The organism is Methylophaga nitratireducenticrescens, assembly GCF_000260985.4.
Lineage (GTDB): Bacteria > Pseudomonadota > Gammaproteobacteria > Nitrosococcales > Methylophagaceae > Methylophaga > Methylophaga nitratireducenticrescens.
In genome coordinates, this window is the sequence record NC_017857.3 from 1,030,664 (window position 1) to 1,054,393 (window position 23,730).

Sequence of the window (23,730 nt, forward strand, 5' to 3'; positions counted from 1 at the left end):
ATAAAGAGGGGAGAAAATCATGACATTTGAATTGATTGATACATATACAGCAAATGCCGTTATCAAAGTCATCGGTGTAGGTGGCGGTGGCGGTAACGCATTGGAACACATGGTGGCCAATAAAATCGAAGGTGTTGATTTTATTTGTGCCAATACTGATGCACAGGCTTTACGAAAAAGTAATGCTACTACGCATTTACAATTGGGAACTGATATCACTAAAGGGCTGGGTGCCGGTGCCAACCCTGACGTGGGTCGACAGGCTGCATTGGAAGATCGTGAACGTATTATGGAAGTCATTAGTGGCGCTGATATGGTCTTCATCACTGCGGGTATGGGTGGCGGTACAGGTACCGGAGCTGCGCCAGTAGTGGCTCAGGTTGCTAAAGAAATGGGTATTTTAACGGTTGCCGTCGTCACCAAGCCATTTCCTTTTGAAGGTGGCAAAAGACTGAAAGTCGCTACAGCCGGTATTGAAGAGTTGAGTCAGCATGTAGATTCATTGATCACTATTCCAAATGAAAAACTGTTGAAAGTGTTGGGTAAGGAAATGAGCCTGCTTAATGCTTTTAAATCAGCCAATGATGTACTGCTGGGTGCGGTTCAGGGTATTGCCGAACTGATTACCCGTGAAGGCATGATTAACGTTGACTTTGCCGACGTGCGCACAGTGATGTCCGAAATGGGTATGGCCATGATGGGAACCGGCCGGGCTTCAGGTGAAAACCGCGCTGCAGAAGCCGCCAGACTGGCTGTTTCAAGCCCGTTACTGGAAGATGTTGATTTGGCAGGTGCGCGTGGTGTTTTGGTAAACATTACTGCGGGTCTGGATATGAGCATTGGTGAATTTGAAGAAGTGGGTAATACCATTAAAGAATTTGCGTCAGAAGACGCAACAGTCGTTGTTGGTACAGTTATCGATCCAGATATGACCGATGAGTTACGGGTCACCGTTGTGGCAACCGGACTGGGTGTTGCAAGAGCGGCTGTTTCAAAACCGGTTGAAACATCGGCAGCAGCACCGCAAATTGAAATTGTTAAGAAGCCAGTTGACATTGATTATGATGAACCAACAGTTTTACGCAATGGTCGTAACAACGAACATAAACAAGTGGCTAATGGCGACGTCAACATGGATTATCTGGACATCCCGGCATTTCTTCGCAGACAGGCAGACTAATGTAGATGGTGAAGTAATATAAGCCTATGATATTATTCTCGGATGATTAAACTAGAAAGGGGGTAAAACACCTTGATAAAGCAACGAACATTGAAAAATGTGATTCGTGCCACAGGTGTGGGATTGCACAGCGGTGAAATGGTCTATTTAACGCTGCGTCCGGCTGCCCCTAATACTGGCATTATTTTCCGACGAGTCGATCTGGATCCGGTTGTTGAAATCGAAGCCAAAGCTGAAAATGTGGGGGAAACAGCCCTGTCAACCACATTGATTCAGAATGGCCAACGGGTTTCAACAGTGGAACATTTACTTTCAGCCTTTGCCGGGCTGGGTATCGACAATGCTTATATTGATCTCAATGCAGCAGAAGTTCCTATTATGGACGGCAGTGCCGGACCTTTTGTATTTCTGGTGCAATCTGCCGGTATTGAAGAGCAGGCAGTTGCCAAGCAATTTATCCGTATTAAAAAGTCTGTATTACTGGAAGATGGTGACAAATGGGCCAAGTTCGAGCCATTTGAAGGATTCAAAGTTTCTTTTACCATTGATTTTGAGCACCCGGCCTTTACCGGCAGACCGCAACAGGTTGATGTAGATTTCTCCTCCACATCATTTGTTCGTGAAGTCAGCCGTGCCCGAACCTTCGGCTTTATGAAAGATATCGAAAAACTGCGGGAAATGAATTTGGCGCTGGGTGGCAGTATGGATAATGCTATTGTTGTAGACGATTTCCGTGTCTTAAATGAAGATGGTCTTCGTTACGAAGACGAGTTTGTCCGTCATAAAGTACTTGATGCTATCGGTGATTTGTATTTGCTGGGGCATAGTCTGATCGGTGCATTCGTCGGACATAAATCCGGTCATGAAGTGAACAATCGCCTGTTACGCAAGCTTATTGCCCAGGAAGATTGTTGGGAACTGGTGACTTTTGAAGAAGATGCTGATGCACCTATTGTGTTCAGTCGGCCTGCCGCTTCAATCGTCAGCTAGGAGTTGTCACGAGTTTTACCTCGCTTAGCGAGTTTATGCAGCGCTGTTTTGAGCTGACCATCGTCTAACCCGGCGGCGGTCTGAGCAATCAGCGCTGCATTGTTATTAGACATATCGATCATATTGGATTTTGCCAGCTTCCCGGTTGGGTGCTGGGGTTTTACTTTTACCTCAACGCGTTCAATTTGCGCAGACAACTCGCTGGAAAAGGTTTTACAAATGGTAGCGGAATGAAAGCGTAATAAGCTGGCAACTGCCGCGTTTTCTGTATGGATGATGATTTTGTTGTCTTTCATATTCGCCAGCTGACAATGTCCTGCGAACTGCGAAGGTAAAATTTCTTGCAGAATGCTGTTAAGCTGAGTTAATTTTTGAGCGCGCTTCGAAATTTGCTGTAATTGCTGGTTTGCCTGGCAAACAGTGCTGAAATGAAGCGGTTTATTTGACATGTCTCAATCCGGGACGAGGATAAGTATGCAGATTATCATAATATCCGCCGACAATACCGGCCACAAGCATTGGCATTTAAGCCGAACGAAATTGATGCTGCTAGTCGCATTTCTTTTATCCATAACAATTGCGATAACTGTCTCTACAATGAATTATATAAAAGATAAGACAGCTATCAACGATACAGTAGACTCAAAATTTTTCCCAACCGCTCGACTCCTCACCCCGAAAACCGATCCCCTCTCTATCAGTGATGACACAACCGCCAATGAAGCCATTCAAGGCTTTTACGCGCAGCAGTTAGGAGGATTACAGGCAGAGGCAATTCGTCTGAAAATGCTCAGTCAGCGATTAGCTGAAATTGCAGGTTTTGAACTTTCTGATTTTGATTTGGAATTTGCTCCCGGGATGGGCGGTATTGAACATTCTGGTGACTGGTTATCAAACGCCGAATTTGAAGAAAGTCTGGTTCGTCTCTCACAGGATTTTGCTGATCAACAGGATACCTTGACCGCATTACAGGAGTTTCTGATTACTAATGAGAATATCGCCGGCGCCATACCCAGTGGTCGTCCAGTGGTTGATGGCTGGGTATCGTCTTTCTATGGATACCGTGTTGATCCATTTAATGGGAAAAAGGCTTTCCATGATGGACTCGATTTTGCCGGAAAAACCGGTAGCTCGGTCATTTCGGTGGCGGATGGTATCGTAAGTTGGGCAGGTATGCGTGGAGGTTACGGTGGATTGGTTGAAATTGACCATGGAAATGGCTATGTAACTCGTTATGCGCACAACAAAACACTCAATGTCAGTACCGGAGACCGTGTTAACAAGGGAGATGTTATTGCGCTTATGGGATCAACCGGTCGTTCAACTGGCCCACATGTTCATTTCGAAGTGGTAAGAGACGGTAAATCCGTTAATCCGTTTAATTACATCGAATAATTCCTCTTGTATTTGAAAAATCTGACACCACTTAAAAAAATGCGGTGAGTCTTCGATCTTCCCAACAGTACGCGTTATAATCACGCGTTTAATCAAACTGTCGTCAATTCGGCACATTCAACAGGTAGTTTTAGTCATGGTAGGCAAGTTTTTCAGTAAGGTTTTTGGCAGTCGTAATGATCGTGTAATCAAAAAACTGCAAAAACAGGTCAGCCTCATCAATGAATTGGAAGGCGAATATGAAAAGCTTGACGATGCCGCTTTAAAATCCAAAACCATAGAATTCAAACAACGTCTGGATGACGGGCAAACGCTGGATGATATTCTGGTAGAAGCATTTGCTGTCGTTCGTGAAGCCGGTAAACGGATTATGGAAATGCGTCATTTTGACGTGCAGTTGATTGGCGGTATGGTATTGAACGACGGAAAAATTGCCGAAATGAAAACCGGCGAGGGGAAAACGCTGGTAGCCACACTCGCGGTATATCTGAACGCCTTAAGCGGTGAAGGCGTCCATGTTATTACTGTCAACGATTACCTTGCCAAACGTGATTCGGCCTGGATGAGCAAGCTTTATGGTTTCCTTGGCCTAACAACCGGTGTAATTGTCAGTGGACTGAGTGGAGATGAACGCCGTGAAGCTTATGCCGCAGATATTACTTACGGTACCAATAACGAATTTGGCTTTGATTATCTGCGCGATAACATGGCCTTTCGACTGGAAGATAGAGTACAGCGTCCATTAAATTTTGCTGTTATCGACGAAGTTGACTCCATCCTGATTGACGAAGCCCGTACTCCACTAATTATCTCCGGTCCGGCTGAGGACAGTTCTGAGCGTTATCTGCAGATAAACAAATTGATTCCAAGTCTGACCCGGCAGGAAGGTGAAGATGAAGATATCACTGTACCGGGTGATTACACCATTGATGAAAAAAACAAACAGGTGCATTTTACCGAAGCTGGTCATGAAAAAATCGAGCGGTTATTAACCGAAGCCGGTCTGCTGGATGAAGATGCCAGCCTGTATGATGCGGCCAATATCGGTTTGATGCATCACGTAACTGCAGCACTTCGTGCACATGTATTATTTCATCGGGATGTTGAATACATTGTCCAGGATGATCAGATAATCATTGTCGACGAATTTACCGGTCGTACCATGCCCGGGCGTCGCTGGTCAGAAGGGTTGCACCAGGCCATTGAAGCCAAGGAAGGGGTCAAGATTCAAAACGAAAACCAGACCCTCGCTTCCATTACTTTCCAGAATTATTTCCGTCTTTACAAAAAGCTGTCCGGCATGACCGGTACAGCCGATACCGAAGCGTATGAATTGCAGTCAATCTATGGGCTGGAAGTTGTGGTTATTCCGACACATCGGCCAATGCAGCGTAAAGATGAAGCCGATAGAATTTATTTGACAGCAAAAGAAAAATTCGATGCGATCTTGCTAGATATTCAGGACTGTGTGCAACGAAAACAGCCTGTGCTGGTGGGTACGGCTTCGATTGAAAGCTCAGAGTATCTGGATAAATTACTCTCCAAAGCCAAAATTCCCCATGAAGTTTTGAATGCAAAATTTCATGAGAAAGAGGCACATATCATTGCTGAAGCGGGTAAACCGGGCTCTGTAACAATCGCTACCAATATGGCGGGTCGTGGTACAGATATTGTTCTCGGCGGCAGTCTTGAAACAGAGCTGGACAAGCTGGGTGAAGAGGCTGATGAAGCTGCAAAAGCTAAAGTGAAAGCCGAATGGCAACAACGTCATGATTTGGTTTTGCAAGCGGGAGGTTTACACATTATCGGTACCGAACGTCATGAATCACGCCGTATCGACAATCAGCTGCGTGGTCGTTCCGGTCGTCAGGGCGATCCGGGCTCAACCCGTTTTTATCTGTCGCTCGAAGATAACCTGATGCGGATCTTTGCTTCTGAACGTATGGCCGGATTGATGCAGAAACTGGGTATGGAAGAGGGTGAAGCCATTGAGCATCCATGGGTCAGCAGAGCCATTGAAAATGCGCAACGTAAAGTTGAAGGACACAACTTTGATATACGTAAACAGTTGCTGCAGTTTGATGATGTTGCCAACGATCAACGTAAAGTAATCTATGAGCAGCGCAATGAATTAATGGCTGCGGATGATGTTTCTGAAACGATTGTTTCGATGCGTAGCAGCGTCATTAACGACGTTATCAGTCTTTACATTCCACCAAACAGCATTGATGAACAATGGAATGTCAGTGGACTGGAACAGGCTTTACGTGATGATTTCGCTCTGGAATTAGATATTAGCGGCTGGTTGGAGGCAGATGACAATCTGCACGAAGAAAGCTTGCGTGAACGAATTATCGAAGAAGCAGAAGCGGCCTGTCAGGCTAAAGAAGCTACTGTCGGGGCTGAGTTGATGCGGCATTTTGAAAAAGCCATCATGTTGCAAACCCTGGATACACAGTGGAAAGAACATCTGGCTCAGATGGATTATTTACGTCAGGGTATCAATCTGCGTGGTTATGCTCAAAAAGATCCCAAGCAGGAATATAAACGTGAAGCTTTCCAGTTATTTACTGCCATGCTGGACAGCTTGAAACATGAAGTTATCAGCCTGATTTCCCGTGTTAAAGTGCGTGCGCCGGAAGATGTCGCGGCGGTCGATGAGCAACGTCGTCAATCTGCTGATGTGGAATATCAGCATGAAAGTTCGTCCGCTGAAGCAGAAACAGACCATCCTACTGCCAATCAGCCACTAACACGTGATGGAAAAAAAGTTGGTCGTAATGATCCTTGCCCATGTGGCAGTGGTAAAAAATTCAAAAATTGCCACGGCGCTATTAGATAATGGCAGTAAATTTATCTGCACCGGTTGCTGCTGAATTAAAGCCTGTAAGAGGTGTCCGCCTCGCCACTGCGAGCGCAGGCATTAAAAAGCCGGGTCGTCAGGATGTGGTATTAATTGAACTGGCACCAGGAAGTCATACCGCAGCGGTTTATACCCGTAATGCATTTTGTGCAGCGCCGGTATTACTCGCCAGAGAGCATCAGCAACAAGCATCGACACGCTATCTACTGATTAATTCTGGAAATGCCAATGCTGGAACCGGTGACGCGGGTATGGCGGCAGCAAAAGCATGTTGTCAGGCGGTGGCTCAGCAAGCTCAATGTGATACCAGTGCGGTGTTGCCATTTTCTACCGGGGTAATAGGGCAGCCGTTACCTGTTGAGAAAATAACCAATGCGTTACCGGAGGCATTTAGCACACTAGCCGCTGATAACTGGTTTGCTGCAGCACACGCCATCATGACCACAGACACCATAGCCAAAGCGCGTTCAGTGGAACTGTCGTTAAATGGACAGTCAATCACGCTCACAGGCATCGCTAAAGGCTCAGGCATGATTCGGCCAGATATGGCGACCTTGTTGTCTTATATCGCCACTGACGCGGCGATAAGTCCCTCCACATTACAAAAGATGCTTGACGTTTCGATGGAGCAGTCTTTTAACAGTATTACCGTTGATGGCGATACCTCAACCAACGATGCCTGCATTCTTATTGCAACCGGTAAAGCTGGTAACTCAGTTATTGATGATATTGATAGCACGGAGGCACATCAGTTTATCGAGGCTTTAAATACTTTAAGCCGCTTCCTGGCCCAAGCCATTGTTCGCGATGGCGAAGGTGCAACCAAATTTATCAGCATTGATGTTCAGCAGGGCACTGACGCAGATGAATGTCGTCAGGTCGCCTATACCATCGCTCATTCACCACTGGTGAAAACCGCATTGTTTGCCTCTGACCCGAACTGGGGACGTATTCTGGCAGCAGTAGGCCGAAGTGGCTTGCCCAATCTGGACTTATCGAAAATCGCTATTTACCTGGATGACGTATGTATTGTCGATGGAGGCCAGCCTGCTGCTGACTATACTGAAGAAAAAGGCCAGCAGGTCATGTCACAATCTGAAATTACCATTCAGGTAAAACTGGGTAGAGGAAAAGTTGCTAAAACAGTCTGGACCTGTGATTTTTCTTATGATTACGTGAGAATCAACGCTGAATACCGTACGTAACAGCGAGCAGGATATGGATATTGGACAGTTCAACACACTTAGCAAGTTTCTGAGGCAAAGAGGTGCACAATACCGGGTGTTTGATATGGGTCGCCGGGTTTGTAAATTAACCCCCGAACAGTTTGTCAGTTTTGATAATTGCCAGAGACCTTACCCTTATCCTTTCAAACGTCATGCCCAAATAGGCATTATTTTCTGGCATCCGGATGCGGCAGAAAATCACTATGTCTGGTTTCTGCAGTTTCCGCTGGATGAGCAGGGTTTATTGGTTCCAGATGCCCGTGATGCTTTTCTGATGATGTTATTGGAAAGGCTAGGCGAAGCAATGTTGGCTGCCGCCGATGGTGAAAAGATTCAGGGAGCTCTGCAGGACAGTCCGTTCACCTTTCAGCCACGTCAGGATCGAATGGCCGCATTTAATGCCCACGCTACTCATGCACTGAAACAGTCTCCTTCCAAATTTTATGATGCCGCCTATCGTTATTTCACTGGCGATCTTCCTCTGGATAAATGGCCTGGATTGGCGATGCAGGGATTAGCCGATTTTGCGATTCGTCTGAATACCAATGAAGGTACGTTAGGGTTGATTAATACGTTACCTAAATTGCCTCAGGAGCCATTTCATAATTTATGCGTTTTGCTGGAGCATGCAAGCCCTGCTGCGGGAGTAATCGAAGTCTTGGTGCAGCAAGTAGATAATCAGTTACAGGAAAAACAACCGGATACGGCCAAAATCATTTCCTGCTTACGGGCCGCTTCCAACAGTACTGCTCGTGGTTTAGTGGAGCGTATGGTGACTCAGGTGCTGAAGCATCGTTGCAGTCGCGAAATTGAAGTACTGGCAATAATCAGTGGGCGGATCTGGTTGGAACTGGCTAAACAGCCAATCTGTGAGTTGTATCTTGAACAGCTTGCTCAAAACGATGCTGGCCAGGCCGGGTTCAGCCAGTTATTGGCCGATCTGTTATTTATACCGGGAATGCGTGAGCCGGTTATGCAGGCTTTGCGTAATCCAAAACGTTCGGACACCCTGGCAAAAGCCGTTGGGGAAATGTTCGGCCAATAGGCTCAAATATTCTTTTTAACAATATCTGTTTCAATTCCATCCAGGCTGAACTGATTTTTTTCCCGCCAGTATTCTTTAATACCGGTTACGCCTTTGCGTTCAGCCCAGTTATTCAGTAGTTCGCGTTCACCGACAAATTTAAAATAGGGTACAGCCATACCACATGAGGTCTGAACCAGATCAATATCCAGAATAAAGATTTGTCTGGCACCGGGTAATGGATCAAATAAGCCATACAGACCCTGCCATTCAGTCTCTTTTTGATGTATTACACGTGCCTGACCATAGACTCGTAGAATCAATGGCTTTCCCTCAAATGCACAAAACATGATGGTCATTCGAGGGGATTCCTCAATATGCGCAGCCGTTTCATTTCCGCTACCGGTCACGTTCAGCCAGACTAAACGATTACTGTTTAGAATTCTTAGCGAATCCATTCCTTTGGGGGAAACATTAACCCGGCTGTCAGCCGTCGCAGTTGCTACAAAAAACAGATGTTGTTGATGAATAAACTCAATCAGACGATCAGAGAGCGAATCAAACTGCTGTGCCATTATTGTCTCTGCCCTTGGATTTTTCAGCCAGCATTGAACGCCAACTGGATTCGGTCATCATTTCCATCGACGATTCCACCCGATCGACAAAAACTTTTCCATCCAGATGATCCAGTTCATGTTGGAACAATCGTGCCATAAAGCCCTCATATGCGGTTTCTACCTGACTTCCATCACGTAACCAGTAGCGCACTTGTATGTGCTGATAACGTGGTACCAGAGCACGAAGACCGGGGACGCTCAAACAGCCCTCCCAGTCTTTTTCTGTCTGCGTGGAGTGCCAGACAATTTCAGGATTTATGACACAGGTTGACGGCATCTCGGGTGCATAGGGATAACGCTCATTAGGATGACTCGACATAATAAAAAAGCGTTGGTTAATACCAACTTGCGTGGCGGCAATCCCCATACCCCCACGCTGTTGAACAAAGGTGATCAGTTCATCGATTTGTTGTTGTAATACAGCGTCATTTATCTCGGATACCGGCCGGGCAATTCGACGTAAATCAGCCTGACCTAATTCCAGAATGTTAAAAGATGTGTTCATATCATCGGTGCCTGCAATGGAGCCTGAACGCGGAACCATCCTGCAATACTGTAGCGATCCCGTTTCGAGGGTAGAACTTCATGCGGAAACTGCTCACTTAAAAAAACAACAAATGTGCCCATTTCGGGTTCAACAGATACAATCAGATTATCATTATTAATATCATAAATCTGCAATTGGCCGCCATCTCGGGTTTGCCAGAATGGGTTTAAATACATCACCGTAGTTAATACACGGTTGGATTCACCTTTGAATGCATCGACATGCCGTTTGTAGAAGGCACCTGAAGGGTAATGGGCGTAGTGTGATTCATAATCAAACAAGCCGAGAAACAACCGTTGATTCATTGCCAGCCGGAAATTGGCCATATGGGTAAGATAAGCTTGATCGATACTGTTCGAGGGATCCAGCCAGCGGGTTTCATCGGTGCGGATTTTCTCATTTAGCTGATATTGTTGTTCACGGCCTATCCCGGCCTGACTTAAGTCATTATGCTCATCCAGGCGGGCAACTCTGCGGTATAGATCATGGGTTAAAGCGGGAGGCAATAGTTGTGGCAGAATGCAATAACCGTGGGTGGTCAGGGCATCAGCAATCAGATCAAATACGGCATAATCAACAACAGACTGAGCGTTCAAAGAAGCGATTCTCCAGAAGAATGAGTGACTTTGTTATGGTCAATTGACATAGCTAAGCCCTTGATCGGGCGATAGAATGTAGCAGAATTTGAGTTTCGTTGAAGGATTATTTTGTGCTGGTGACGTTATTGCTGGTAGCAAAGTATTCAGGCAATAATCTTTCAACCGAAGAACCAGTAGGCGACCAGAATGGCTGCGGTGATGCCGGCAACATCTGCTGCCAGACCACAGGCAACAGCATGACGAATTTTCTGAACTCCAACCGCACCAAAATATACCGCCAACACATAAAAAGTGGTTTCAGTGCTGCCCTGAACTATTGAAGCCAGTCTCCCGGCAAACGAATCTGCCCCATGAACTTCCATGGTATCGATCATCATGGCACGGGCACCACTGCCACTGAAAGGCTTCATTAACGCGGTGGGTAAGGCATCGACAAACCTATCATCCATTCCCAACGCCAGCACACCAGTACGAATACCATCCGCAATTAAGTCAAGCGCGCCACTGGCACGGAAAACGCCAATTGCAACCAACATCGCAACCAGATAGGGAATAATCATTACTGCAGTCGAGAAACCTTCTTTGGCCCCTTCAATAAATGCCTCATAAGCATTAACCCGTTGCCATGCCGCCGCGACGATAAAAGCGATGACCAGTGAAAAAATGACAACATTGCTGATAATGGCAGATTGCACCAACATCTGTGATTGTTCCAGACTGGAAAAATAGGTTAACAGACCAAATACAAAGGCACTGAATCCCCCTAGGTACATCAACACTACCCGGTCCAGAAGGTTAATTTTCTGTACTGCGGCCACAGTGATTAAACCAATCAAAGTCGAAAAATAGGTGGCAATTAACAACGGGATAAAGACATCTGTCGGATTGGCAGAACCCATCTGAGCGCGATAGGTAAAAATAGTGACCGGAAATAATGTAACGGCAGAGGTGTTAATTACCAGAAACAGGATCTGTGCGTTACTGGCGGTATCTTTTAACGGATTAAGCTTTTGCAGTTCCTGCATTGCTTTAATACCCAATGGGGTCGCGGCATTATCCAGCCCAAGCGCATTAGCTGATATATTCATCACCATCGCTCCCAGCGCCGGGTGATTCTTCGGTACCTCTGGCATCAGCCGGGTGAAAAGCGGGGATAATCCTCGTGTCAATAATTCGACAAAGCCACTGCGCTCGCCAATTTTCATAATACCTAGCCACAGGGCAAGAATACCGGTCAGGCCAATAGCAATTTCAAAAGCCGTTTTGGATAGGGCAAACATTGCCTGCATGATCTGGTTGAAAATTTCGGTGTCGCCTAACACCAGCAGCTTAAATAAAGCCACCGCAAAGGCAATCAGAAAAAAGGCGACCCAGATGATATTCAGCATGAACGCTATTGTGGCATGCTCAAAAAAAAAGTCACTGCTGGCAGTGACTTTTTAAATGTTGAAAAACGTTATTTTTTAGCTTTTCTTGAATTTCTTAGCCGGTTTGCTTTTTGGACCGTCTTTACGATCTTTACTGAAGTTACGCCGTGAGGGCCGGGCTGCCACACTTTCCGCAACAGCTTCATCAGTGGCCAGGCTCATATTCAGTTGTTTGTTATTGACCCAAACCTTGCGTATTTGCTGGAACATATCTTTTGGCATACCTTGTGGCAGGTCAATCAGACTATGGTCCTCATTAATGGTAATACGACCGATAAATTGACTTTCGATACCTGACTCATTAGCAATTGCGCCTACCAGATTACGTGGTTCAATTTTGTCTGCACGACCGACTTCAACACGATAAGTATCCATGTCCGGCTCGTTTGGATGTGGACGTGGAGCCCGTTTTTCTCTTGGTGGACGGTCTTCACGGTTGCCCCGGGCCGGACGTTCACCACGATCCTGACGAGGTCCGCGTTCGCGTTCTTCACGAGCTGGACGTTGTGTAACATGTTTAACCGGTTTTAACGGACGGTCTTTCTGTACCAGAAAGGCTAATGCGGCAGCGATTTCAATCGGATCGGCATTATGTTCCTGTTGATATTGACTGATTAAGGTTTCGAAATAAGCCAGGTCCTGTGCCTCAATGGTTTCACTGAGTTGTTCCATAAATTGCAATACTCGGCGATCAGCAATATCTTCGCTGCTCGGCAATTGCATTTTGGTAATCACCTGGCGCGTCGCTTTCTCGATAGCACTCAACATGCGTGTTTCACGCGGGGAGACAAACAAAATGGCCTCACCTTTACGACCAGCACGACCTGTACGACCAATACGATGCACATAGGATTCAGTATCGTAAGGAATATCGTAGTTGACTACATGGCTCATGCGCTCAATATCCAGACCACGTGCAGCAACGTCGGTGGCAATCAGAATATCGATACTGCCTTTTTTCATACGTTCGATGGTTTTTTCACGCAATGCCTGATTCATATCGCCGTTAATCGCCGAAGCGGAATAACCACGAGCTTCCAGCTTTTCAGCCAGCTCAACAGTGGCGTTTTTGGTGCGCACGAAGATGATCATGCCATCAAAGTCTTCGACTTCCAGAATGCGGGTTAACGCATCCAGTTTGTGCATACCGGTCACTTGCCAGTAACGCTGGTTAATGGTGGTGACAGTCGATGTTTTGGATTGAATGCGTACATCCACCGGATCTTTCAGATATTTCTGTGCAACACGGTGAATTGGGCCGGGCATGGTAGCGGAAAATAACGCTACCTGACGTTTTTCCGGGGTTTCTTTAAGGATGGTTTCTACATCATCAATAAAGCCCATACGCAGCATTTCATCAGCTTCATCAAGCACTAATGCCTCAAGTTTATCCAGCTTCAATGTGCCACGACGAATGTGATCCAGAATACGACCCGGGGTACCGACAACGACTTGTGGTTTACGTTGTAATGAGCGTAATTGGATGCCCATGCTTTGACCGCCATAAATCGGCAGAATATGGAAATCTTTCAGGTGACGAGCGTAGCTTTGGATCGCTTCTGAAACCTGAATAGCCAATTCACGAGTCGGTGCTAACACCAACATTTGGGTGGCTTTGTTTTTCAGATCTATACGGCTTAACAGCGGTAAGGCAAAGGCAGCAGTTTTACCGGTACCGGTTTGGGCCTGACCAAGTAAATCTCTACCAGCCAGTAAAGGCGGAATACTTTGCGCCTGAATTGGCGAAGGTGTTTCATAACCGGCTTGTTGTACAGCTTGTAAAATTGGAGCAGCTAACCCTAACTCAGCGAATGAGGGTGTTGAATCGTTTTCTGGTGTGGACATTGAATAACCTGTGATGGGCAGCTTTGGAAACAAAGCTGTAAAAGTGACATTTGCGAGCGTGCAATTATACGTGTCCGCTCTATGAAAAGATAGCAAAATCATTCATTTATTTCGATGGGCATGGTGCTGTAAGCACATGTATGTGATTATCAGCTAACTTATTTTTCATAATTGAGAAAATATCATGGATCCATTTTCAGTTGATGCTTATACCCCGGCAGAAATTGCGCGTCGTCTGGAAAAAATCAGTATGAGCAAATGTACTGTAGATCCACTAAGAGTGTTTGCTCTTTCATTATTAGCCGGAGCGTTTATCGCGCTGGGAGCGGCATTCTTCACACTGGTGACCTATGACGTTGGCAATATGCCAGCAGGTTTGATGCGATTACTTGGTGGTCTGGCATTTTGCCTGGGGTTGATTCTGGTGGTGGTGGCCGGGGCAGAATTATTTACCGGTAATAATTTATTGGTGATGGCCTGTATCGATGGCCTGATTAGTTTTAGGCAACTGATTCAGAACTGGGCAATTGTTTATATTGGCAATTTCATGGGGGCATTGGGCATTTTAGTGTTGATGTATTTAACTGGTTTATGGTGGCAGGGCGATGGGTCTCTTGGAAATAAAGTGGTGGCGATTGCTGACACTAAAGTGAACCTAGGCTGGATGGAGGCATTTGCTCGCGGTGTATTGTGCAATATCCTGGTGTGTCTGGCCGTCTGGTTATGTATGGCGGGGCGTAGTGTCACAGATAAAGTATTGGCCGTTATTTTTCCTATTACTGCCTTTGTCGCTCTGGGATTTGAACACAGTGTGGCCAATATGTTTTTTATTCCGGCTGGATTACTGGCGCAAACACAAACAGAAACCTCGCTCGCCATCTCAGAGCAGTTAACAATTGGTGGTTTTTTCTGGCATAACTTGATCCCGGTGACATTGGGCAATATGCTGGGGGGCAGTATCTTTGTAGGTCTGTTTTACTGGTTTATCTATTTGCGTAAGTAACAAGGAAAAATTATGACTGAACATGTTTATAAACATATTGAAATTACAGGCAGCTCAGCAGAAAGCTCCGACAAAGCAGTTGAAAATGCTATTGCCAAAGCAGCGGAAACCGTTAAAAACCTGCATTGGTTTGAAGTAACGGATACCCGAGGTTATATTGAAAATGGCGGTGTCCGTTACTGGCAGGTCACTATTAAAATCGGTTTCCGTATTGAAGGTTAAATAGTCATCAGCTTATTTGGTGAGCTTGGTAAACTTGGCGCCTTCGAGCGTCAAGTTATACATTAAGCCTTTATTACTGAAAACAAATCCAACAATGGGATCTTGTATGTCTGTCGTGTTGATGTCTTCGCCTACACCCCACTCAACGACAGCGACTGAACCATCAACTCCGGCTTTCCAGCCTTCACTGTCACGAAATTGTTTTAAAGCCTGATCATTCATAAATACCAGGATCACAGTTTTTTGTTGGGCTCCTAACTGAAAACCAATAGAGGCTCCAGCGGTGTTGTAATAATCTACTGTGCTGCCACCGATACGTAATGCTCCTTCACCGTATTCACCACCAATACCAAAACCGGCTTTGATGACATCAGGAAAAACTAACACTCCAGAAGCTTTTTCAAGAAAACGGTCACCGCCTGAAACCTCTGTTTGAAAGCGTTTCAAGGCTTCATCAACCTTGATGTCAATCTCTGAGGCTGAAGCCGCGTATGTGGCGGAAGCGAAAGTAAACATGAGTAGAGCAAACATGGAGGCGAATAGCGCAGACCATTTAATCGTCGGTTGGTTTAACATGCTGTGAATCCTCAACGGGGTAGTTGGGGATTCAACATAGCATGTAAAACGGGGAGATGGAAGCAGAAGACCAGCGCATTAAAAAGCGCTATGGCAGCAATTGCTGGGCGTACTAATTATTAATGCCGAGACTTCTTAGATATTCATCATAGGTACCGGTAAAGTCGGTAATACCTTCATTTTCCATATCAAAAATACGGGTTGCCAATGACGATACAAATTCGCGGTCATGGGAGACAAAGATCAATGTACCTTCGTAATTTTCCAATGCCAGATTAAGTGATTCTATAGATTCCATATCCATATGATTGGTCGGTTCGTCCATCACCAGAATATTGGGTTTTTGCAGAATCAACTTGCCAAACAACATGCGGCCTTTCTCACCACCAGACAGCACATTAACTTTTTTATCGATCATATGACCGGAGAACAGCAGCCGGCCTAGAGTGCCACGAATAACCTGTTCATCATCTTCCGGGCTGCCCCATTGGGACATCCACTCAAACAGTGTCATATCGTTTTTGAACAGATGATCATGATCCTGCGCGTAATAGCCTATGCTGGCATTTTCGGACCATTTTACATTGCCCGATTTTGGTACCAGTTCACCGACCAGTGTTTTTACAAAGGTGGTTTTACCGATACCATTAGGACCGATGACAGCGATTTTTTCGCCCACTTCTGCCATAAAACTGAAATTTTCAAACAGCGGTTTTTCGTTATCGTACCCCTGTGCCAGCTTGCTGACTTCCAAGGCATTCCGGAACAGTTTCTTTTCCTGGTTAAAACGGATAAACGGATTCACTCGACTGGAAGGTTTAATATCATCCAGCTGAATTTTTTCCATTTGTTTTTGACGGGAAGTTGCCTGTTTTGCTTTGGAGGCATTGGCAGAGAATCTTGAGACGAATTCCTGTAGCTCTTTGATCTGTGCTTTTTTCTTCGCATTGTCTGACTGCAGACGTTCGCGCGCCTGGGTGGAAGCAATCATGTACTCATCATAATTGCCTGGATAAATACGTAATTCGCCGTAATCCATATCGGCCATATGCGTACAGATGCGATTGAGGAAATGGCGATCATGCGAAATGATAATCATGGTGCTGCTACGTTGGCTTAATACTTCTTCCAGCCAGCGAATAGTATTAATATCCAGATGGTTGGTCGGCTCATCGAGTAACATGATATCGGGATCAGCAAACAATACCTGCGCCAACAGAATACGCAGTTTCCAACCGGGAGCGATTTCGCTCATCGGACCATAATGCTGTTCAACCGGAATACCGACGCCTAATAATAATTCGCCAGCGCGGGATTCAGCAGTGTAACCGTCCATTTCTGCATATTGACCTTCCAGTTCAGCGACTTTCAGACCATCTTCTTCACTCATTTCCGGCAGGTTATAAATGCGATCGCGCTCACGATGCACATCCCATAACTCAGGTTGCCCCATAATCACTACGTCAATTACGCGTTGATCCTCGTAAGCAAACTGATCCTGTTTTAATACGGCATAGGATTCATTGGGGTCGTAACTCACATTACCGGAGGTGGGTTCCTGCACGCCGGCCAGAATTTTCATAAACGTCGATTTACCGCAACCATTGGCGCCAATCAGGCCGTAACGATTGCCCCCACCGAATTTGACCGAGACGTTTTCGAACAGGGGCTTGGCCCCGAATTGCATGGTAATGTTAGCAGTGCTTAACAAAGTTAAAATCCTGTATCTAAAGGAGAAATTCAGACGAACTGAAAAAACCCGCCATTATACATGGTCTGATGGGTTACCGATAAGGTTCAGTTTTTGTTGCCTGCTGAGTTTCTTGATTGCCGCTTCCCGACGACTGGCACTGCTGCGATCAGGATGCTGTTCCTGATACACCACTTTCTCAGCATCACTGGTATGAAAAAAACGCGCCCCACCGGTATGGTTTTGATGTTGTTTTAAGCGACGCTCTAAATCAGTGGTAATACCGGTATAAAGATGGCCATTAGCGGCTTGTATGATATACAGCGTCCATTCAGTCTTTGTCATTAAATTCAAGTGCCACAGAATTAATACAATAGCGCAGGCCAGTTGGGGCGGGGCCGTCATCAAATACATGTCCCAAATGGGCTTCACATTGCTGACAGCGGACTTCGGTACGATCCATGTTGTGGCTGTAATCCGGATGATGAGTCACCACGCCATGCTCCAGCTGTGAAGAAAAACTGGGCCAACCGCAACCGGCATCAAATTTGTCATCAGAAGTAAATAACGCCTGGCCACAACAAACACAGTGATAATGACCATTCTCATCGTGATCGACGTATTCTCCGGAAAAAGGTGGTTCTGTGCCCGCCTGCCGGGTGACGCGATATTGTTCATTGTTAAGTTGTTGACGCCACTGCGCATCCGTTTTTAAATCGGAGTTCATTTTGCTCATCACATTACAACATGTCGGGCATTGTATAAAAAACTGCAAAGCAAAGCATACCTGTGTTGTTAGATCTTTGGGAGCTACATCAGAGGTGCCTGAGTGCTCAATAAGCCTTAGGTGCTTCGCATCGCCTGTTGGATCGCGCTACGCATTGAAGGAAATTGTTTCAACAATATCTGCATGCCCTCAATATCAAACGCATCAATTCGTTCCAATAACTGACTGGCATATCGATCCAGTGTGTCAATTTGATGATTGCCAGCCAGCCTGGCGATTTCATGGGCAAAGTTTTTAATGTCGGTCATGCTGTTACTTTGGGTGGCTAAACGCCATATTTCATCAATATCGGCTTGAAAATGATTAAAAATTGATAACAGCTGCTTTTTGTCCAGCATTGACCAATCCTGCTGTGGCGCTTTTATAACGTCGACGTCAACCGTCTGATATCGTAAAAACACACTCAGCGCGTGAAACAGTTCGTTGCGCAAAACAGGTTTTCGCAGATAGGCATCAAAATGGTCCAATCTATCCTGCTCATAGGCGTCTTTCATTACTGAAGCAGTCAGTGCAACCATAGGTAGATCCGGTTTAATCATTTTGATTTGTTTCGCAGCCTCATAACCGTCCATCACTGGCATACGAATATCCATCAACACGAGGTCTACCGGATTCTGTTTAACAAAATCCACAGCCAGCTGACCATTTTCAGCTTCACTGGTTTGAATATGGTTGTTGATAAAATGCTGACGTATCAGTTCCCGGTTATGCGCGACATCATCAACGATTAGCATATGGGCGGGTTCAAAACGTATCTGGCTGGCATCAAAAGCTAACGCTTGCTGACGAATTTTGTCACTGGCAATGGCGGCAATATCAATTCCTGGCAAATCAATACTGAATACCGAGCCTTCGCCACTTTTACTCTGCAGACGGATATGACCACCCATCATCTCAATCAAGCGGCGGGTGATTGACAAGCCAAGACCGGTTCCACCGTATTTGCGAACATCCTGGCCTGACTGCTGGGCAAAAATTTCAAATATATGTTCAACCTCAGCTTCGGGAATACCAATGCCAGTGTCTTCAACCCGGATATGTAAATCCAGTTTACTGAGATGATCATCGACATTATCGGCATGAACGTGAATACGTATATGACCGGTATCAGTGAATTTGACGGCATTACTGATTAAATTGAATAACACCTGTCTGAGGCGGGTGGCATCGAGTAACAGTCCATGGGGTAAATCGGGATCAATATCTAAATGTAACGCCAAATCCTTATTGCGGATTTGCAGAACAAACATATTGGCTATTTCATCAAACAGCAGATGTGGATCGGTAGCTGTTTTATTGAGTTGCAGCTTTCCGGCTTCAATTTTCGATAGATCGAGAATATCGTTGATTAATAACAACAGCGTATTACCCGCGCTACGAATAGTTTTAATAAAAGATTTGAGTCTAGGTTCAGTGATTTGTTCATCCAACAGCTCGGTAAAACCCAGAATAGCGTTCATTGGGGTACGGATCTCATGGCTCATATTGGCGAGAAATTGTGATTTAGCCAAATTCGCTGCTTCAGCATGCGTCTTGGATTCTTTTAGTGAATTTTCAAGTGCAATGCGATCATCCATATTCATGAAAAAACCCAGAAAAGCAGGCTTGCCCTGATATTGAATCGAAATTATTGAAAATAGTCCCTGGATGATCTGTCCATTTCGAGTTTTGATTTTGAGCATCACCCCATTAATTTCGCCATCCGAAACAAGCTGTGCCAGGACTTGTTTACGTTGAGTAATATCTGCATAAAACTCCTGAACTTTGATGGTTTGTTGTAATTCAGCTGAAAATCCCAATTCTTCATAACAATGTTCATTGGCCAGCAGAATGCTGCCATCCTCTGCCGAAGTCACCATCAGACTCATCGGCATCACATTGATCAGATGCAGTAACTGCGCTTCGCTATCCCGAAGTTGTTGTTCTGATACAAGGCGTTTATTGACTTCTATTTGTAATTTTCGATTCCAGTAGATACTGGCAAGCAGAATAATAAATAATACAGCAGCAACTTGAATAAGTAGTGTGTAATTGGTGCGTTCGATAGTATTTACTGACATCCAGCGTTGATCGATTGTGCGCTTCTCATCATCTGTAATTGCCGCCAGGGCTTTATTGATTATTGATAACAGTTCGGGGTGATCTTTGGCTATACCAATATGCAAGGCTGAAGAATATTCGCGGACAACACTGGTATTAAGATGTGTTAATCCGGACTGACTTGCATTGTGGGTAATGGTGGCGATAATATCAAAATAGGCATCAATTTCGTCTGCTGCCAACATCGTCAGGCCCTCACGGACTGTGGGAACATAGACAATGTCAATTTCCGGGTAGTACGCCAATAATATAGATTCGGCAAAATAGCCTTTTACCACACCAACAGGTTTATTACGGAACTGCTCCAGACTGGTCAGGTGACCAAATTTGGTCGTGGCAATGGCCAGTGGATAATCGAGATAGGGAATCGATAAATCGAGAAACGTTTCACGAAAAGTGTTTCGTGAAAGTGCGGCGATGAGTTCAATCTTTCCAGCTTGAGCAGCCTCAATAACCGCTTGCCAGTCTGCATAAGACTGCAACTGAAACTGCAGACCGGTTTGTTGACTGATCAGCTTTAAATAATCTGCACTTATGCCACTATGTTCGCCATTTTTATCGATAAAATCAAAAGGTGGCCAATAGGGATCGACACCCAGCTTGACCACAGGATTGGCTTTTATCCATTGTTGTTCTGCTTCGGTTAAATCAAGTCGACTTTGGTCAAAAGGAAAAACGCTAAAAGCACTGCTGTCACTGACAACGGCATACCATTTATCAATAATCTGTTGCTTTTCAGCTGCGGTAATAGCTGCCAGGGATTTTTCTATAATACTGAATAACAAAGGATAACGTTTATCAATGGCTATTGAAGTATCCGTGGTGAAGTCTGGAACTTTGGCCACCACTCGCAGATTGGAAAGATAACGCTGTTTGATGACATTGGTCGCGACAGCAATATTGCCAATATAGGCATCAGCTTTGGCGAATGAAACGGCTTCCAGTGACTCATCATTGGAATCTGTAAGCACCAGATCCAAATCAGGGTAATTAATGGTCAGCCAGGTATGCAGGTAGGAATCTTCATTGACAGCAACGGTAAGGCCAATTAAATCCTTCATGGACTGAATATCTTCACGATGTTGCTGAACGATAATGCCCAGTGAGAGACTGACATAAGGCTTGGAAAATAATAAAAATTCCTGTCGTTGCTCGGTAGCAGCCGCACAGCTTAACCCCATGAGTTTGCCAGTACGCATTTTTTCCATCGTATTGGCCCAGACATCGGGTTTGACCGTAATTCTAAGGCCACTTTTTTCACTGATTAGTTTTAAAACATCGGCTGCAATACCGTCATGTTCACCCTCTTCATTCAGAAAGTCGTAAGGTGCCCAACTAAAATCTGCTCCTAACAGAATTTCTGGATTTTCGGCCATCCATGCCTGTTCTTCTTCAGTAAAGGTCAGCGCCGACAGTCGACAACTGATGAGCAGCAGAACAGCAAATAAAAGCCAATTAGTTTTCTTCGGCAATCGCAACAAATTCATCAATATGTTCCAGTAGCAGGCTTACCAGGTAGGGATCAAACTGACTACTGCTATGTTTCCTGATGTAATCAATAGTGGTTTCCAATGACCAGGCATCTTTGTATACGCGTTTATGTGACAAAGCATCGAAGACATCGATTAAACCGACGATACGACCGTAAACGTGGATATCCTGACCTTTCAGTCCTTGGGGATAGCCAGAGCCATCCCATTTTTCATGATGTTGATGAGCGATTATTGCAGCAGCCTTGGTGTATTTACGTTTGGAATTACTGAGGATTTTATAGGCACGAGTGGTGTGGGTTTTCATTATGGCAAATTCATCTTCACTCAGTTTGCCAGGTTTGTGGAGGATGGAATGCGGAATGGTGATTTTACCAATATCGTGCATTGGTGCGGCATGAAACAGAATATCAGCATCTTCATCAGTCAGACTTTCATGATAAAGTGCGAGTAATCTGCAGCATTCGGCTACTCGACGGATATGTTTGCCGGTTTCATCTGAAGTTGATTCCATCAACTCCGTTAGCACATAAATCATTTCCAGCTGATTCTGTTCCAGCTCGGTCATCAGTCGTTGCTGATTTAGTTCGTATTTGTTTTGCAAAGAGAGGTTATTTTGTTGCAGAAGCTTTTTAGCGCGATATAGAGAAAGATGGGTATTGACTCTGGCCAGCAGTTCCTCAGCATGAAATGGTTTACAGAGATAGTCGACTGCGCCAGCATGAAATCCCTGACTTATCGAGTCTACATCCACCTTGGCTGTAACAAAAATAATCGGAATATCCTGAAGTCGGGGTTCTGCTTTAATACGCCGGCAAACTTCATAACCATCCATTTCCGGCATCATGATATCTAGTAGTATGAGGTCATAATCGTGCGTTCGCATCAATGCCAGAGCTTCCTGCCCACGCGTTGCGAAGGAGAGGTTATAAGGCTCCTCCTTAAGGAAGTTCATTGCCACCTGAATATTGTCAGGTACATCATCAACGATTAAAACACTGGCATTATTATCCATCGCGATTCCTTGTCAAAAGATACTTAAGTGGCAATCCGTTAAATGTCTGCAAATGGTATAGGGTGAAAATAACAGCAACTTTATAACTTGTCTATGTAAGCCAATTTTTGTGATATCAGATAGTTAACGGCCCCTATGGCTTATTAATTTTTTCTCTTCATCACTGTCGGCGATTACTTTTGTGTCTGATAAGGCGAAAAGCACGCAGTGAAGCTATCCTGAAAGTATCTCAAAAACCGTGCTCCTCGACCGTTATTGACGTTTTTGCAGTTCACAACAGCGACGGAGATGAAAGATTAACGAAGCCAAACATTGGACTAATTACTTTTAATTGAGTTGCAGGGGTGATTGCGGAAATCAAAATAAGTATGATGTGCTTTTGGCTATGGTGTCGTAACAATGGCTTTGCAAAAAGCGCCGGAATGGCATGCAGTTCTTGAGAATGAATTTGAACAGCCTTATATGCAGCAGCTAAAAGCATTTTTACAGCAGCAGAAAAACCAGCAGAAAGTGATATATCCTCACTCATCCAACTGGTTTCATGCTCTGGAAACAACGCCTTTATCTAACGTAAAAGTTGTCATTCTCGGACAGGACCCCTATCACCAGCCGGGACAGGCGCATGGCTTATGTTTTTCAGTCAAACCCGGTGTGGCGATTCCACCTTCTTTAATGAATATCTATAAAGAACTGAATAATGACCTGGGTATTGCTCCTGCCAAACATGGTTACCTGGAAGCGTGGGCCAAACAAGGTGTTTTATTACTGAATGCTGTATTAACGGTGGAACATGGGCAAGCCAATGCGCATCAGGGAAAAGGGTGGGAACAGTTTACTGATCGGGTCATTAATCTGGTCAATCAACAGCGTGAAAATGTGGTGTTTATGTTATGGGGCAGTTACGCCCAGAAAAAAGGTGCTGCTATTGATAATGAACGACATCTGGTATTAAAAGCACCACATCCATCACCCTTATCAGCTCACCGCGGTTTTCTGGGTTGCAAGCATTTCAGCCAGGCTAATGACTATTTACAGCAACATGGACAAACACCTATTGATTGGCAGTTACCAACATCAGTCTAGCGTTTAAGGTTTAGATTTATTGCCTTGGAGATATTTCTCCAATACAGTCGA

21 protein-coding genes are annotated in these 23,730 nt (G+C 45.1%); 9 read left to right on the forward strand and 12 right to left on the reverse strand.

Annotated features, from left to right (window positions below; genetic code table 11):
* The first annotated feature begins 19 nt into the window (after nt 1–19).
* Together ftsZ and lpxC are read left to right on the forward strand one after the other, a co-directional pair.
* Nucleotides 20–1,180, forward strand: a complete 1,161-nt coding sequence (ftsZ, locus tag Q7A_RS04960) for a cell division protein FtsZ (RefSeq protein WP_014706239.1) — start codon at nt 20–22, stop codon at nt 1,178–1,180.
* A 72-nt stretch (nt 1,181–1,252) separates the two neighbouring features.
* The gene (lpxC, locus tag Q7A_RS04965) at nt 1,253–2,170 is read left to right on the forward strand and encodes a UDP-3-O-acyl-N-acetylglucosamine deacetylase (protein WP_014706240.1); all 918 of its coding nucleotides are present in this window, start codon (nt 1,253–1,255) and stop codon (nt 2,168–2,170) included.
* Here the strand turns inward: lpxC and Q7A_RS04970 are convergent.
* Complete coding sequence (locus tag Q7A_RS04970) at nt 2,167–2,619, reverse strand: DUF721 domain-containing protein (protein WP_014706241.1); 453 nt, start codon at nt 2,617–2,619, stop codon at nt 2,167–2,169. The genes lpxC and Q7A_RS04970 overlap by 4 nt on opposite strands.
* A 148-nt stretch (nt 2,620–2,767) precedes the next feature.
* On the opposite strand from Q7A_RS04970, the gene Q7A_RS04975 reads away from it, so the two are divergent.
* From Q7A_RS04975 to Q7A_RS04990, 4 genes are all read left to right on the forward strand, one after another.
* The gene (locus tag Q7A_RS04975; protein WP_014706242.1) at nt 2,768–3,565 is read left to right on the forward strand and encodes a M23 family metallopeptidase; all 798 of its coding nucleotides are present in this window, start codon (nt 2,768–2,770) and stop codon (nt 3,563–3,565) included.
* Nucleotides 3,566–3,701: 136 nt separating this feature from the next.
* Entirely contained in the window at nt 3,702–6,407 is a 2,706-nt protein-coding gene (gene secA / locus Q7A_RS04980) for a preprotein translocase subunit SecA (RefSeq protein WP_014706243.1), read from the forward strand.
* Nucleotides 6,407–7,633, forward strand: coding sequence for a bifunctional glutamate N-acetyltransferase/amino-acid acetyltransferase ArgJ (gene argJ, locus Q7A_RS04985; protein ID WP_014706244.1), 1,227 nt, complete (start codon nt 6,407–6,409; stop codon nt 7,631–7,633). The genes secA and argJ overlap by 1 nt, the downstream gene beginning before the upstream one ends.
* Nucleotides 7,634–7,646: 13 nt before the next feature.
* Entirely contained in the window at nt 7,647–8,699 is a 1,053-nt protein-coding gene (locus tag Q7A_RS04990; protein ID WP_041354396.1) for a DUF3549 family protein, read from the forward strand.
* A gap of 2 nt (nt 8,700–8,701) precedes the next feature.
* Here Q7A_RS04990 and Q7A_RS04995 read toward each other — a convergent pair whose 3' ends face one another.
* The 5 genes from Q7A_RS04995 to Q7A_RS05015 all read right to left on the reverse strand — a co-directional run bounded on the left by Q7A_RS04995 (nt 8,702) and on the right by Q7A_RS05015 (nt 13,713).
* Nucleotides 8,702–9,253 (reverse strand): pyridoxamine 5'-phosphate oxidase family protein, encoded by a 552-nt coding sequence (locus tag Q7A_RS04995; protein WP_014706246.1) that lies wholly within the window; start codon nt 9,251–9,253, stop codon nt 8,702–8,704.
* Nucleotides 9,237–9,800 (reverse strand): peptide deformylase, encoded by a 564-nt coding sequence (gene def, locus Q7A_RS05000; protein ID WP_014706247.1) that lies wholly within the window; start codon nt 9,798–9,800, stop codon nt 9,237–9,239. The genes Q7A_RS04995 and def overlap by 17 nt, the downstream gene beginning before the upstream one ends.
* Nucleotides 9,797–10,438, reverse strand: a complete 642-nt coding sequence (locus Q7A_RS05005) for a 2OG-Fe(II) oxygenase (RefSeq protein ID WP_014706248.1) — start codon at nt 10,436–10,438, stop codon at nt 9,797–9,799. Before Q7A_RS05005 ends, def begins: the two co-directional genes overlap by 4 nt.
* A gap of 161 nt (nt 10,439–10,599) precedes the next feature.
* Complete coding sequence (locus tag Q7A_RS05010) at nt 10,600–11,829, reverse strand: nucleoside recognition domain-containing protein (protein WP_014706249.1); 1,230 nt, start codon at nt 11,827–11,829, stop codon at nt 10,600–10,602.
* A 75-nt stretch (nt 11,830–11,904) separates the two neighbouring features.
* A complete protein-coding gene (locus Q7A_RS05015) occupies nt 11,905–13,713 on the reverse strand; it encodes a DEAD/DEAH box helicase (protein WP_014706250.1) in 1,809 nt (602 codons plus the stop codon).
* A 184-nt stretch (nt 13,714–13,897) separates the two neighbouring features.
* On the opposite strand from Q7A_RS05015, the gene Q7A_RS05020 reads away from it, so the two are divergent.
* On the forward strand, nt 13,898–14,716 hold the full coding sequence (locus tag Q7A_RS05020; protein ID WP_014706251.1) for a formate/nitrite transporter family protein: 819 nt from the start codon (nt 13,898–13,900) through the stop codon (nt 14,714–14,716).
* A gap of 12 nt (nt 14,717–14,728) precedes the next feature.
* Nucleotides 14,729–14,938: a dodecin gene (locus tag Q7A_RS05025; protein WP_014706252.1), complete on the forward strand. Its 210-nt coding sequence runs from the start codon at nt 14,729–14,731 to the stop codon at nt 14,936–14,938.
* 12 nt (nt 14,939–14,950) lie between these two features.
* Here the strand turns inward: Q7A_RS05025 and Q7A_RS05030 are convergent, their stop codons facing one another.
* The 6 genes from Q7A_RS05030 to Q7A_RS05055 all read right to left on the reverse strand — a co-directional run bounded on the left by Q7A_RS05030 (nt 14,951) and on the right by Q7A_RS05055 (nt 22,596).
* Entirely contained in the window at nt 14,951–15,514 is a 564-nt protein-coding gene (locus tag Q7A_RS05030) for a BPSL1445 family SYLF domain-containing lipoprotein (protein ID WP_014706253.1), read from the reverse strand.
* 112 nt (nt 15,515–15,626) lie between these two features.
* Nucleotides 15,627–17,225, reverse strand: coding sequence for an ABC-F family ATPase (locus tag Q7A_RS05035; RefSeq protein ID WP_014706254.1), 1,599 nt, complete (start codon nt 17,223–17,225; stop codon nt 15,627–15,629).
* 54 nt (nt 17,226–17,279) lie between these two features.
* Nucleotides 17,280–17,549 carry a GIY-YIG nuclease family protein gene (locus Q7A_RS05040; RefSeq protein ID WP_014706255.1) on the reverse strand — a complete coding sequence of 90 codons (270 nt, stop codon included), beginning with the start codon at nt 17,547–17,549 and terminating at the stop codon, nt 17,280–17,282.
* The gene (gene msrB / locus Q7A_RS05045; RefSeq protein ID WP_014706256.1) at nt 17,536–17,940 is read right to left on the reverse strand and encodes a peptide-methionine (R)-S-oxide reductase MsrB; all 405 of its coding nucleotides are present in this window, start codon (nt 17,938–17,940) and stop codon (nt 17,536–17,538) included. Before msrB ends, Q7A_RS05040 begins: the two co-directional genes overlap by 14 nt.
* A 107-nt stretch (nt 17,941–18,047) precedes the next feature.
* Nucleotides 18,048–21,578 carry a transporter substrate-binding domain-containing protein gene (locus tag Q7A_RS05050; RefSeq protein ID WP_044326378.1) on the reverse strand — a complete coding sequence of 1,177 codons (3,531 nt, stop codon included), beginning with the start codon at nt 21,576–21,578 and terminating at the stop codon, nt 18,048–18,050.
* On the reverse strand, nt 21,547–22,596 hold the full coding sequence (locus Q7A_RS05055) for a response regulator (RefSeq protein WP_014706258.1): 1,050 nt from the start codon (nt 22,594–22,596) through the stop codon (nt 21,547–21,549). Before Q7A_RS05055 ends, Q7A_RS05050 begins: the two co-directional genes overlap by 32 nt.
* Nucleotides 22,597–22,995: 399 nt before the next feature.
* Here Q7A_RS05055 and ung point away from each other — a divergent pair, with 399 nt between their 5' ends.
* A complete protein-coding gene (ung, locus tag Q7A_RS05060; protein ID WP_014706259.1) occupies nt 22,996–23,679 on the forward strand; it encodes a uracil-DNA glycosylase in 684 nt (227 codons plus the stop codon).
* Nucleotides 23,680–23,730 lie beyond the last annotated feature (51 nt).